We start from the raw sequence: 13,069 nt of genomic DNA, 5'->3' as shown, positions 1-13,069 counted from the left end.
TTGCTCTTTTCCTCACCAGTGGGGACAAGTCGGACAAGGATGCGCCGCTGGTCGTCAAGTAAACCTGAAGCGCTTTTATTAAGTTCCCATGTGGCCGATTGGTTTGGACCAAATATCACGCGACCACGGACAGATCCATCTGCCACTGCATGTTTAGCGATCAGGAAAGCGGCTTGAAAGTGCTGCTCGCGATGCAGCTCGTGCCATGTCTGGACCCGTTGGACGCCCTGAATGGTAAGCAACCCCAGCACGCTTATCAAGAGCGTCCCGAGAATCATCGCCGTGGGCAATATCATGGCCCGGCGCGGGTGCTTTGGCCACTGGAATATCCAACTCATACAATACACCCTCTCTTGTTGTTTTGGCTGGTAAACGCACTTGCAGACGGATCAGGCGGGAGTTGATGATGATGAAGTTGCCATAGTTGATCAGGCCAGTCATGATCGGTTCGTGGCCGCTACCATCGGAATTGGTTTTGCGAAGCATCCAGCGTTTAGATACCTTCTTATTGCGGTAGAAATTAAGTCGTTTCTGGAACTGGGTATGGTCATCGAATACAAGATTATTACCATACGCCCCGGCTTGAATGCCGACAATCCGCTTGTTATGCAAATATTCTTGTAGTTGCTGGCTAGCTAGATACCATTCAAATCGATCCGCCGCTAGCTCACCGCTTTGCCGACTGACCACACAGTGATGAATCACCACAGCAGCCAACTGACAAAAAACCAACACCACTAGCAAGCTCACTAATGTTTCGACTAAAGTAAAGGCTCGCCTGCTCACTCCCATTGCCAACACACCCCATCATTTGGGCTGATTAGTGTGACCCTGTGATCTTGCCAATTTGCCGAGTAACAATCACCATCCAATTGCAGACTGCTATTTCCTCGCTGGCGCAATGCCGTCAATAACAATAAATTGGCGCTGGCAGTGTCCTGGGCCGCTATCAGCTGGTGGTTCAACTGGGTCGTTATGCCAAAATACGTGAGCAGCAGGGTGACTAACACAGTGGTGGCAACCGTTGCCTCAACGAGCAGGAATGCTGGTCGCTTTCTCTTCACGTAATCTCCCCCATCCGAACTGAATTGTCACCACGATTTTCTGATTCAATTGATGATGATTAAAAGTCCACGTCGCTGGATCAATCCGCTTCGCTGTAATGTTTAATTCTTGCGCAGGAACAGTCACCGACATTTCTGATGGAACTTGTAGAATGGTCTGTTCATGACCGCCAATCGTACCAAAACTGATTTGTTTGCCGCCAATGTTGTTCTTAGCCAGGTAGCGTCGATCCAATAGGCGCGCTCGATTCTCGTATTGTTCATAAGTGGTTTTGAAACGATCGATGAAACTGCGCATGGTGATGGATTCACCGAGTTGTTGGACGCGGGGAACTGCCAGTAATGCCACTCCACAAATACAAACCACCACGATTAGCGCTTCCAGTAGGGTGAAGGCTGGCCTATGCATTGCTGCTTGAAGACGCGGCTTCAGCTTTCCTCGGAACAACTTCTCCGCCAACAATTTCAAATTTTTCTGTTGCCTTATTGATTTGATCTTGGGACAAATAATCATCTTTTCCTTTACCGTCACCAAGTTCATCCCATTTCGTAGGAATCTTTCCGTTATTATCTGACTGATACAACACAACCTGATTCTGCAGCATCGTCTGAAAAGCCTTATCCGTCTTCGCATTCACATGGTCCTGCTGCGCAATTAAGTTCGGCAACACGAGTAACAGCAGCGCGGCGATAATGAACAGCACGAGCAGCATTTCCAAAAGTGTAAACGCTTTCTTTTTCCGCCGTTTCCGCCATTGGTTCAAAACAAATGTCATCATGACTCATTCCTCCAATTTCTTTCACTGAATAATATCCATCTGCCCATAAATCGGCATAAGCAATTCTCCGTATATACATAGCACCGCCAGTCCCACCAGCAAGAAACAAATTGGCTGGACACGCGTGATCAAACGGTCGATCTGCTGCAGCATCGCTTCATAATACGCATCTGCCAACACTTGCAGCTCCTGGGCAAGTTCTTCCGTCCCACTCCCCTGAGCCAGTAAACCGCTCACTTCCGGTGGAAAATAAACTAACCCAGTGACAATTTCGTCAAAGCCGGCGCCCTCAGCAAATTGGCTCTCCATATCATGGAGCATGGCTGCCACGAGTGATCCCACGCCAAAAGATTGTTGCAGGGTAACGATTTCCTTCATGGTCCAGCCATTCCCCAGCAACATGCTGAGATCATAAAGCAACGTGTGATACACATGACTGCGGTAGATTTTACCCACCACCGGCCAGCGCATTAGGGCCTGCACCCGCGGACCATTCATCGGTGCGTGCCAGCGGCGATAAAAGAGCCAGCCGATGAATGCTGTGCTGAGTACGACCAGCGCAAAGATCGTTGTCAGCCACCGGCTGTAATCGGTCTCCCCAGACAGACCCAGCGCCGCAAATTGCGGACGAATGACCAGCCGCACAACGATCAAGATAATGCCCACAAAGCCTAGTAAGAACACGGGATACAGACACGCCCGTTGTAGCTTTTGCACACGTTTGTGCTGTCCTTGCTGGAATTGACCTAACCGGATCAGAAACGTACTGAGCTGGCCATTGGCTTGGGCCATGGCCACTTGATCACACAAAGGCGCAGAAAAACCAGTTCGTTTCATACCAGCTGCCAAACTTTGCCCCGCCGCCAGTAAATGGCCCAAGCGGCGAGCGGCTTGTTTTAACTCCGGTTGAGTGCGAGCAATGTAATCAATTGCCAACGGCAGGGTCAATCCATGCCGCAGCATTTTGCCCACTTGCATGATAAAAAAAGTCTCTTGCTGATACTTAATCCTTTTACCGCGTTTTCCCCAATTAACCATATTGAAACCTCGCCGCCGTTTCCCCCGTGATCCGGCCATGTTCGTATAAATACCGCAATGATTGCTGCCAAGCCACAAAGCATTGCTGCGGCGTACTGATCAGCTTAGTCAATGTGTCCTGTGCCCCAATATCGCAGAGCAACGCCGGGGGCCCCGTGCTCTGGGGAATCAGACGTTGATAAATCAAGGCGCTCAAGCTATTAGCCAGCACGGCTTCTGGCAGTCCCATTTGCCGCAAGCGTCCGACAATCCCGCCCGTAGTCCGAGCATGGATAGTCGTGAACACACTATGGCCGCTGAGTGCTGCTTCAAATGCGAGTTGGGCTGTGGCCGCGTCCCGCACTTCCCCAATAATCAATAAATCGGGCCGTTCCCGCAAAGCGGCTTTGAGTAATACGGGATAACTCATTTGCGCCGTATCATTGACTTGAATTTGTTTGATGGCCGGATGGGCAATTTCTACCGGGTCTTCAATGGCCATCACCATTCCTTGACGGGCGAGCTGGGCAGCCACGTGGTACATCAAAGTCGTTTTGCCAGAACCCATTGGCCCAGCAAAAGCAATTAATCCACGTTGCTGCGCTAAACGACAAAGCGTATCGAATTGGCTTGGGAAGAAGAGGTTTGGCTGACTGGCCAGCGGATAAAGAATCCGCAAAACCCCGCTTTCCCGCTCCAGATAATCCCCTACCGTCGCTACCCGAATATTCACTTGGGGGTTATAGCGCCACATGCCGCTTTGGGGGCGGCGGGTTTCGCTGACATCTAAGGCAGCCAGGTATTTTAACGCATTGATGACTTGCTGCCCTGAGTACTGCGACAGCCGCGAAGCCGTCACCAAATCCCCGGCTTGCCGCCATATCACCGCATATCCCTGCGTCACTGGTCGAATATAAATATCTGACACCCGAGCATTGATCGCCGGTGCAATCAAGTCCTTTGCCACTTCCACGCGCTCACCTCCTTGCACCTAATATGTATGCAAAAAAGAAAGCATCGGACACAAAAAATCCACCAATCCAAAAATTGGCGGATTTTGTGTAGCGAATTACGCGATTTACGGCTCTGAGCGCAACCGTTGTGGCGCTTGTCCAGTCACTTTGACTTCTGCCAGCTGTTGCGGATTCGCGGCTAAATTCTTCAACCGGCGCATGGTGCGGACATATGAACTAATCAACACCATCAATGAACCCAACCAAGCCAGCGGATTTGCCGCTGAGGCTCCGGCAAAACCAAACATTTGCACCAGAATCAATCCAGCGAAAGTCCGCATGACCAACTCCATAATCCCGGCCATCGTCGGTACCATACTTTGGCCCAGACCCTGTAAGGTGTAACGGACGATGAACAAAATGGCGAGTAAGAAGTACATGCTGGAATTGAAGTGGAAATAGATCTGAGCCATGTTGGTCACAGCCGGTTGGTGAGTCCCGACAAACATATTCACCAACGGTTTACCCAATAAAATGATGCCCGTACCTAAGACGACGGAAACGGACACCGAGGTAATGAGTGCTTTGGTCACTCCTTGCCGGATCCGATCATATTTCCGCGCCCCCAGGTTTTGGGCGGCGAAGGTGGCCATGGTGATGCCAAAAGACATCGCCGGCATCGTGGCCAGTCCGTCAATTCGCGCAGACGCGGTATACGCGGCCACCGCTTGAGACCCCAACGTATTCAGCATGATCTGGATAATCAATGAACCCACAGAAATAATTGAGGCTTGAAAGCCCATCGGTAAACCAATACGGATGTGCGGCACAATTTCTTTTCCTAAATCACGAAAGTCTTTACGCCGCAAAACCAGTTCGGGTACCTTATGCCAAATATACCAACCACTCATCACTGCGGACAAACCTTGCGCAGTCAAAGAGGCATACCCAGCACCGGCCACACCCATGTGAAAGCCCAGAATGAACCAAAAATCCAGGGCAATGTTCACGATACACGCAATGATAAGGAAAATTAACGGTGTTCTGGAATCACCCAGCGCCCGCAGCATGTTGGCAAACAAATTGTAGAACACAGCAATCACGATACCACCGAACAAAACCGAAATGAAGCTGGCGGCATCCTGAATAATATCTGCAGGGGTCTGCATCAAGCGCAACAGCGGCATGGTAAAAGTCAGGCTGAGGGCCGTCAAGACTGCCGAAATCACCAGTGAAATGATGATTGACGCGGCGAACGACTTTTTCACCCCGCGCAAATCACCAGACCCATAACGCTGCGCTGTTACAATTGCTAGTCCAGCCGTCGTGGATTGTGCAAAACCAATGATCAACATAAATAAGCTACCCGTGGACCCCACCGCGGCTAGTGCTTGTACTGAAATCGTCCGGCCTACGATCAGCGTATCGATCACCGTGTACATCTGTTGGAAAATATTGCCAATAAGCAACGGTATTGTAAACCAAATAATTTGTTTGAGGATTGGACCCCGCGTCAAATCATGCATTCCCACTTCTCCTTCGCCATTTTACAGAATATTTACATTACTTTACTCCAAATGTTCGGTAATAACTAGAGGGAAATGTGACAAAAAGAGACCAGAACAATGACTTTTGTCCCGATCTCAAAATGGATTTGTTTGGTTACTTTCTGGCGGCGTTAAATGCTGTTTCAATCTGCGCCAAATTCAAATGTGCCGTATCCGGAAAAAGTAGGTCTGCTTTTCCCAACACATCGGGTGAACCGACGCCCACAGCGAACATACCCGCGGCTTGAATGCCTTCAATACCGGCCACTGCATCTTCGATTCCCACGGTTTCAGCATAGGGCAAATGAATCAAATCAGCCGCTCGTTCAAAAATCTCTGGGTCTGGCTTGCCCTTCGTCAACGTCGCCGGATCGACAATTGCGGAAAAGTATTCGGCCAACTGCAACCGATCTATAATGAACGGGGCATTTCGAGATGCGGAAGCCAGAGCCATTGGATAACCTTTGGCCGTGATGGCTTTCAAGAAATCCGCAATCCCAGGCAAAATATCATCTGGTGTCATCTGCTGAATAAGTGATTTGTATAAATCGTTTTTCTCAGATGCAAATTCAGCTTTTTCCGTATCGGTGTATGCATTTTCTTTGTGCCCAAACTTCAAAATCACATTCAATGAATCCATCCGGGAAACGCCCTTCAAATGTTCGTTCACCGCCGGATTGATCGTGATCCCAAGTTCATCCTGGGCCACCCGTTTCCATGCCGCATAATGATATTTGGCCGTATCCGTAATAATTCCATCTAAATCAAACACAAATCCTTTTAACAATTCATCCACTCCCTTGCGCTATGTCAACTGTACTGCATCATTAATCAGCCGCCGCTAACGCCACCGGTTGGTCATATAACCATACGGTCAGTGCTGCCCCTTTGAGCAGGCGTAATTCTGTCCCAGCGGCAGTCACGGTGATTTGGATAATTCGGTCACGATAATTGACCGCGAACTGATACTTCGTCCATTGTTTCGGCAAAAATGGTTTAAAGGACAATTTGTCTGCATGTTGGCGCATTCCGGCAAAGCCTTGGACAATGGCCAACCAACTGCCACTCATGGAGGTGATATGCAATCCGTCATCAGTATCGTTGTTGTAGTTGTCCAGATCCAACCGCGCAGTCCGTTGATACAAGTCAACCGCTTTTTCTTCTTTTCCCAGTTCGGCTGCCAAAATTGCGTGAATACTTGCGGACAGGGACGATTCATGAACTGTCAACGGCTCATAGAAATCAAAGTTGCGTTCCTTTTGTTCCTGCGTATATTCATCATTCAAGAAATAAATGCCCTGCAACACATCGGCTTGCTTAATGAACGGACTGCGCAGAATTCGATCCCAGGACCAGTGCTGATTGATTGGTCGTTGGTTGGCAGGAATCGTACTGGCCGATCGGATATCTTTATCCAGGAAGGTATCGTTTTGAACAAAAATGCCCAATTCATCATCGTGGGGATAATACATCCGGTCGATGATGTCTTGCCAGTGCGCTTTTTCTTCATCCGTGACTGCCAATTCAGCCAGCCGTTCAGCAGTGGCTTCCGGCAACATCTTCAGAGTATACCGCAGGGTCCAAGTAGCCATCGTATTGGTGTACCAGTTGTTGTTCACGTTATTCTCGTATTCGTTCGGTCCAGTCACACCATGAATCATGTACATGCCCTTACGCTTGGAGAAGAATACCCGGTCCGCCCAGAAGCGGGAAATACCGACTAGCACTGCCATACCATGGTCATCCACATAGCTATGGTCGCCGGTGTAGTCCGTATATTGGGCAATGGCGTGGGCAATTGCTCCATTCCGGTGAATTTCTTCGAAGGTGATTTCCCATTCGTTGTGGGATTCAATGCCATCAAAAGTGACCATGGGGAATAGTGCCCCCTTGAGATCTAACTGCTGGGCATTGTGGTACGCCCCCGCCAATTGATTGTAACGATATTCCAGCAACTGCCGGACAACCCGCGACGGCGTCACGGATAAGTACATCGGGACAATGTATGCTTCGGTGTCCCAATAAGTGGCACCCCCGTACTTTTCACCAGTGAAGCCCTTGGGTCCAATGTTTAGCCGGGCGTCGTCCCCGTAATAAGTCATGAACAATTGGAAGACATTGTAGCGAATCCCTTGCTGAGCCGCGTCATCACCGTCAATCAGCACATCGGCCATTTGCCAGCGTTCTGCCCAAATCCGATTTTGCGCTGCCAACAACGCATCATACCCTTGATCCATGACCTCCTTTAACAAGTCATTGATCGCTGACACCTGTTTTTCAGTCGGCACATCCCGGGAGGACACTACCGTCACATATTTTGTCAGGGTACTGCTTTCACCCGTGGCCAGGTGCCAAGCAAGATCCTCTTGCACCAGCAGACTGCTCTCTTCGGCTGTCCGAGTCTCCGGAGCTGGAGACTTCAGCACATTTTGCATTCCCAGCGTCAGACTGAACTGTGGCACACCGAATGGATTTGGCTTGGTGGTCACGCTCAATGTACTGGCGCCGTTGCTGTCCGCATGCTGGCCCAACTCCTGCCAAAACATTTCTTCGTAGTTACTGTCTTCATTATGCACATTGCTGTCCAGGCGAGAAGTCACCCGAATGTCCGCCTGACCGGAGAGCACGGTGGCCGTCATTTTGATCATAGCAGCCTGCTTCACCGCGTTGCTCATAAACCGGTCAAAACTCAGCTTCACCTGAACAGACTCAGGAAGATCCACGACAAACTCTCGGTGCAATACCCCATTGTGCATATCCAAGCGCAAATCAAAATCATGAAACGGTGTTTTGGCTAAATCAATGGCCACATTATTGATCGTGAGCGGCATACTAATGAAATCCGGACCATTAATGGCTTTGCCAAAATATTCTGGATAACCGTTTTTCCACCAGCCCACGCGGGTCTTGTCTGGGAACCAGATCCCGCCATAATACGTTCCCCGCAAGCTGTCGCCGGAATAACCTTCCTCGAAGTTACCCCGTAATCCCATATAACCGTTGCCAATGGCTGTCAGGCTTTCTTGAAGCCGGATATCGTCCTTGGCCAGCGTGTGGGTACGAATCAGCCAAGGGTCGATGTCGAATAATCGTTTAGTCATACGTTTGCATCCTTCCCGTGGCAACATAGCCGTCATTCAGACGGGTTTGCCAAAACATAATGCTGATCATGATGATCGTCCAGAGAACCAAAATCACCAACGAAAAGCCAAATTGAAAGTGAACTAATCCCACCAGACAGGCCACTACGGCACCGCCGCCCATCGTGTTCAAAACCAGATTGGCACTCTCTTTAAACCGCCGCACACTGCTGGCATGGTTGAAGCGAGATAGCCAGAGCAAGAAAGCCAGGCCCAACCACAACAGCAACATCACGACAAAACTAATACCACCGAACAACGTGACAAAATACATCGTTACCAAACTTTTGTTTTGCGCGTACCATTGGCGATTTAAATACTGAGTCACCGACCGATATGGAATATGAGTGCGCCGTGGTACGCGAAACGCCGCTTTATCTTCCAGCAGCGCGAAATACTTGGGCTGGACAGTGATACTGACCGGCCGTGATTTTGCCTGCGTCTTACTCAGATTTTGTCCAATAATAACCTGGCGATCCCGATAAAGCACCACGCGGCGGGAGGTTTTACTTTGAAAAGCAGTGGCCAGCCCCCGCTGTGCCCCCGTTGAATCAATCGCTTGGGCGGTTTTTGGCAATAAAATATCCATGTTCACTTGTTCCTGACGGCCATAATACGCTGGAATCGGAACGATCATCAGCATCAGCAATACAATCCAAATCAACATCATTTTCCACCAACCCATATCATGCCGGTGTGTGAATGTCTTCTTTGGAGAAATAATAGCCGTCAAATAATTAAATGGAAAAACACTGCCAAAATCCATGAAAAATCCTCCTCGTTAACCACTCTCTGCTTTTGGTTTTACCAGAATCCAAACTGAATAGAAAGCGCGGTTAGCGAAATCACATTAACCCTTATCAGCTCCCGCAGTAATCCCATTCACATAGAACTTCTGCATGATAACGAACAAGATCGTGATTGGAATGGCAATCACCACACACCCGGCAATGAACTGGGTGAAATAAGTCGTCGAGGAGCCCTTCGTACTGTGCAGCATATTGTATAACCCATAAGCGATCGTGTAGGTGCGGGCATTGCCCGAAGATGACAGGATGATCCCGGAAAAGATGAAGTCGATCCATGGACCGATAAAGGCCATCAAGGCAGTGTAGACGATCATTGGCCGAGACATGGGCAGTCCAATATGGATAAAGACTTGCCAGCGCGTAGCACCATCGATGATTGCCGCTTCATCCATAGAACGAGGAATCGTATCAAAGAACCCTTTGGCAATGTAGAACCCAAGGCCCGCACCACCGACATAAACCAGCACTAAGCCGCCTAAGTTGAGCATATTGAAGCTCTTAAGAATGTAATACAACGCAATCATGGACATAAAACCGGGGAACATTCCCAGAACTAGGGCAATCTGTAAAAATGGTTTGCGGAAGCGGAAACGCAGCCGCGATAAAGCATAAGCCACCGAGATCGTCACAAATGTCGATAACACCATCGAAATGACCGCCACGATGAAGGTGTTGCGCATCCAGTCCAAGAATGGGAACTGGCTGCTATTTAAAATTCCCACGTAGTTTTGAATCGTGAATTTTTCTGGCCAAAACGTGGACACAAAGCCAGTGTCATTATACGAGAAGCTGGCCAGGATAATCCAAAGAATTGGCACCAGCCAGATCACTGCCAACACGACAAGCAGCAGGTACCGGAACGTTAAGGACAGGCGCCGCTGTACTTTATATGATTTCATAATGATCAGCCCTCCTTAAATGCATTCGTCCGACGATACGCCGCCAGTGAGAACACCGCGCTCAGAATGAAGATTAAAATGCCTAACACGGCTGAAGCGTTGTATCGCTGAGTTTGTCCGAAGACCAAGTTATACAACCAGGTGACCAGCAAGTCCGTATCGCCGGCACCGACGTAGTTGTTGTTCATTGGGTAACCACCCGTCAACAGATAAATGACGTTGAAGTTATTAATATTTCCAATAAATTGTTGAATCAAGGAAGGTGCCATCACGAAAAGTATCTGCGGAAAAGTGATTGAACGGAATACTTGCAAGGCATTGGCCCCATCCATCCGTGCTGCTTCAATTTGATCCTGTGGTAAATTCTGAATAATCGCTGTGGAAACCAGCATCGATACTGGGATACCGATCCACATGTTGACTACGATAACGGTAATTCGCGCCACCAACGGGCTGGCAGATGCACCAATAAAGTTGATCGGGTGGGCAATCAAGCCCCAGTTCATCAGGATGTTGTTTAAGGGCCCCTGGGGATCCAGGAATTGGGCCATTAGCAGCAAGGAAACGAATTGCGGGACAGCGTAGACAATGACGAATAGTGTCCGCCAAACACCCTTAAACTTGATTCCCTTCGATTCAATCAGCATCGCCAGCAACACCCCAAAGAAGAAGGTGGTGGCGGTGGCACACACGGCCCAAACCAATGTCCAACCCAAGACTGGGAAGAAGGTCCCGGCTAAGTCACCGCTCAGGACATTACCAAACGCCTGAAAGCCCGTCCAGGAAAACCCGATGGAGTGTTTCGAATCATAATTGGTGAAAGCCATGGAGATCATGTACAACGTGGGCAGCACCGTGAAGGCTAAAATCCCAATAATTGGAATCGTCATCAAAGTCGTGTGCAACCGGCTGTCAAACAAGGACTTCAATTGTTCCATGTTCGTTTCCACATGTTCGCCGTCGCGATTATCGATATACAATTTCTTGGTGGCGCGCAAGTTGGTCACATACAAGAAGATTATGCCCAACAAGAGCAATACGGCCAACACACCGAACAACAGAATCGTGACTGAATTATCCGGGAGCTTAGTGATGTACACACCCTCCTGTTTATCAAACACCAGCTGCTTTTTCTTAATGGCCCCTAAATTACTCAGCATACTGAGGGCTGAAATGCCGTTCATCACAAACCAAGCAAAGAACGCAATTTCAATGGCAAGATACGCAATCCCCCGCACCCATTGGCGATTTTTGAGGCTACTGACACCCATTAGGAAAAACGAAAGCTTCGATGCCCAGCCGCCCTTGGACCAAACCTCTTTATAGGTGGCTTTTGGCGGTTTTTTATCTTTTCTCTTAAACATAAGCTTCCCCTTCTTTTTCACTGAAACAAAAAGGGTGAGGCACTTGCCCACCCCTTTTGACAACTAGTTAGTTTGCTTTAGAAATCCGTTTTACGAAGGCATCAAGCTTCGTCGTATATTGTGCTTCCTTAACAGAACCTGTATAAGCACCATTGATCAACGGTGTCGCGGCATCCCAGAAGGTCGCCATTTGCGGCATCTTCGGCATTAAGGTGGAGTACCCTGGCTTGGACATGACCATGACGGCCTTGGCCACTGGATCACTGGCTACCTTGTCGCTGGCTTGCGTGGCTTTGTCTGTCGGAATCTGACCAGATTCTTCATACACAATCAATTGCGATTGTTTGTTCGTGATGAATTCTGCTAGCGCAGCAGCCGCCTTTTGGTTCTTGGCATCCGTGTGTGAATTCACAGCGAAGGCTTCAATCCCTAGGAAGGCTTGCATCTGCTTCTGTTCACCACCGATATTGATCGTTGGATAAGGGGCCACAGCATAGTTGTCGCCTAAGATCTTCTTCAAGTTCGCGGCATCCCAAGGACCGTCGATGATGGCTTGGGCATGACCAGATTTGAGTTGATTCAAAGCATTAGAGGTTTGCATAACCCCCTTGTTGCTCTTTTGTGCGGCTAACCACTTAAGCGCATTAACACCTTGTTCAGTGTTGGCTGTCGTGCCCTTCAACGTTTCACCATCTTTACCAAAGAGTTCGGTGCCGGCGGAGAACATGACGGGATAGAAGTTATAAGAGTTAGAGAAGTCCGTGGCCAACACACCCTTTGAGGTTAATGTGTCCCAAGACTTCACATCTTCAGCAGTTAACTTCGATTTGTTGTAGTAAATTGTTTGGGCCTGTTCGGCAAATGGGAAGGCATACATTTTACCTTTCCAAGTGACACCGTCTACAGACACAGACGTGTTGTTGGCTTTTACAGTCTTTTCAGCAGCAGGAGATAATGGATTGATGTAGCCTGATTCGGCTAATTGGCCCAATTGATCATTCGGGACTTCAAAGACATCAGCTGCTTTGGCGGGGTCTTTACCGACATCGGTCTTGGCATTGGCTGAGCCGTTGGGACTCTGAGTCAGCTTAACCTTGATATCGGGATATTTCTTATTGAAATTCTTAACAATTGTCTTGTAAAACGGCACCTGTGTGGTGTCTACCCAAAGACTAACGCTTCCTGAGACACTACCTGACTTACTCGAAGCTGTACTTGATGAACTTGAACCACCGGAACAAGCCACCAACGCGACTGCGGCCAAAAGTGTCGTACCGGCAACTGCGACTTTTTTCCATAACTTCATTGATAATTCCTCCTGCGAGTCCGACATACCGTTCAATAATTGAGAATTGACGGAACGGGTTGTCGTTAACTCAAAATATCTTGTGCTTTTAAAGCGGCACATTTGAGCAGCTTGTTAATCTGATCACGTGTGTCAATGCCCTCAAAGCAGAAGTTCTGAAACAATGAATCACTGAATCATTTCTTGAACAC

The 13,069-nt window shown here is 48.8% G+C and carries 13 protein-coding genes; all 13 read right to left on the bottom strand.

Going from position 1 to position 13,069, the window contains the following annotated elements; all coding sequences use genetic code 11:
* Positions 1–153: 153 nt before the first annotated feature.
* The 13 genes from FD09_RS10385 to FD09_RS10325 all read right to left on the bottom strand — a co-directional run bounded on the left by FD09_RS10385 (position 154) and on the right by FD09_RS10325 (position 12,878).
* Entirely contained in the window at positions 154–792 is a 639-nt protein-coding gene (locus FD09_RS10385) for a hypothetical protein (protein ID WP_057821091.1), read from the bottom strand.
* Complete coding sequence (locus tag FD09_RS10380; RefSeq protein ID WP_057821089.1) at positions 783–1,064, bottom strand: hypothetical protein; 282 nt, start codon at positions 1,062–1,064, stop codon at positions 783–785. Before FD09_RS10380 ends, FD09_RS10385 begins: the two co-directional genes overlap by 10 nt.
* Positions 1,030–1,473 carry a type II secretion system protein gene (locus FD09_RS10375; protein WP_157053768.1) on the bottom strand — a complete coding sequence of 148 codons (444 nt, stop codon included), beginning with the start codon at positions 1,471–1,473 and terminating at the stop codon, positions 1,030–1,032. The genes FD09_RS10380 and FD09_RS10375 overlap by 35 nt, the downstream gene beginning before the upstream one ends.
* A complete protein-coding gene (locus FD09_RS10370; RefSeq protein WP_057821085.1) occupies positions 1,466–1,843 on the bottom strand; it encodes a prepilin-type N-terminal cleavage/methylation domain-containing protein in 378 nt (125 codons plus the stop codon). Before FD09_RS10370 ends, FD09_RS10375 begins: the two co-directional genes overlap by 8 nt.
* Before the next feature lie 21 nt (positions 1,844–1,864).
* Positions 1,865–2,881 (bottom strand): type II secretion system F family protein, encoded by a 1,017-nt coding sequence (locus tag FD09_RS10365; protein WP_057821083.1) that lies wholly within the window; start codon positions 2,879–2,881, stop codon positions 1,865–1,867.
* Entirely contained in the window at positions 2,874–3,833 is a 960-nt protein-coding gene (locus FD09_RS10360; RefSeq protein ID WP_057821081.1) for an ATPase, T2SS/T4P/T4SS family, read from the bottom strand. Before FD09_RS10360 ends, FD09_RS10365 begins: the two co-directional genes overlap by 8 nt.
* A 105-nt stretch (positions 3,834–3,938) precedes the next feature.
* Positions 3,939–5,339 carry an MATE family efflux transporter gene (locus FD09_RS10355; protein ID WP_083487778.1) on the bottom strand — a complete coding sequence of 467 codons (1,401 nt, stop codon included), beginning with the start codon at positions 5,337–5,339 and terminating at the stop codon, positions 3,939–3,941.
* Between the two features lie 136 nt (positions 5,340–5,475).
* Positions 5,476–6,147: a beta-phosphoglucomutase gene (gene pgmB / locus FD09_RS10350; protein WP_057821080.1), complete on the bottom strand. Its 672-nt coding sequence runs from the start codon at positions 6,145–6,147 to the stop codon at positions 5,476–5,478.
* Positions 6,148–6,187: 40 nt separating this feature from the next.
* On the bottom strand, positions 6,188–8,461 hold the full coding sequence (locus FD09_RS10345; protein ID WP_057821078.1) for a glycoside hydrolase family 65 protein: 2,274 nt from the start codon (positions 8,459–8,461) through the stop codon (positions 6,188–6,190).
* Complete coding sequence (locus tag FD09_RS10340) at positions 8,454–9,266, bottom strand: hypothetical protein (protein ID WP_057821076.1); 813 nt, start codon at positions 9,264–9,266, stop codon at positions 8,454–8,456. Before FD09_RS10340 ends, FD09_RS10345 begins: the two co-directional genes overlap by 8 nt.
* Positions 9,267–9,350: 84 nt before the next feature.
* Positions 9,351–10,208, bottom strand: coding sequence for a sugar ABC transporter permease (locus FD09_RS10335; protein ID WP_057821074.1), 858 nt, complete (start codon positions 10,206–10,208; stop codon positions 9,351–9,353).
* A gap of 5 nt (positions 10,209–10,213) precedes the next feature.
* On the bottom strand, positions 10,214–11,572 hold the full coding sequence (locus FD09_RS10330) for a carbohydrate ABC transporter permease (protein ID WP_057821072.1): 1,359 nt from the start codon (positions 11,570–11,572) through the stop codon (positions 10,214–10,216).
* Positions 11,573–11,639: 67 nt separating this feature from the next.
* Positions 11,640–12,878: an extracellular solute-binding protein gene (locus FD09_RS10325; RefSeq protein ID WP_057821070.1), complete on the bottom strand. Its 1,239-nt coding sequence runs from the start codon at positions 12,876–12,878 to the stop codon at positions 11,640–11,642.
* Positions 12,879–13,069 lie beyond the last annotated feature (191 nt).

Origin of the sequence: Schleiferilactobacillus perolens DSM 12744, from assembly GCF_001435585.1 — a bacterium.
Classification (GTDB): domain Bacteria; phylum Bacillota; class Bacilli; order Lactobacillales; family Lactobacillaceae; genus Schleiferilactobacillus; species Schleiferilactobacillus perolens.
The sequence above is the reverse complement of the archived record's forward strand: the minus strand, read 5'-3'. Positions and strand labels throughout refer to the sequence as shown.

Coding starts and splice junctions, on each gene's coding strand:
- FD09_RS10385 (WP_057821091.1), bottom strand. CDS start 792: ATGGGAGTGAGCAGGCGAGCCTTTACTTTAGTCGAAACATTAGTGAGC.
- FD09_RS10375 (WP_157053768.1), bottom strand. CDS start 1,473: ATGCATAGGCCAGCCTTCACCCTACTGGAAGCGCTAATCGTGGTGGTT.
- FD09_RS10370 (WP_057821085.1), bottom strand. CDS start 1,843: ATGATGACATTTGTTTTGAACCAATGGCGGAAACGGCGGAAAAAGAAA.
- FD09_RS10365 (WP_057821083.1), bottom strand. CDS start 2,881: ATGGTTAATTGGGGAAAACGCGGTAAAAGGATTAAGTATCAGCAAGAG.
- FD09_RS10355 (WP_083487778.1), bottom strand. CDS start 5,339: ATGCATGATTTGACGCGGGGTCCAATCCTCAAACAAATTATTTGGTTT.
- FD09_RS10345 (WP_057821078.1), bottom strand. CDS start 8,461: ATGACTAAACGATTATTCGACATCGACCCTTGGCTGATTCGTACCCAC.
- FD09_RS10340 (WP_057821076.1), bottom strand. CDS start 9,266: ATGGATTTTGGCAGTGTTTTTCCATTTAATTATTTGACGGCTATTATT.
- FD09_RS10335 (WP_057821074.1), bottom strand. CDS start 10,208: ATGAAATCATATAAAGTACAGCGGCGCCTGTCCTTAACGTTCCGGTAC.
- FD09_RS10330 (WP_057821072.1), bottom strand. CDS start 11,572: ATGTTTAAGAGAAAAGATAAAAAACCGCCAAAAGCCACCTATAAAGAG.
- FD09_RS10325 (WP_057821070.1), bottom strand. CDS start 12,878: ATGAAGTTATGGAAAAAAGTCGCAGTTGCCGGTACGACACTTTTGGCC.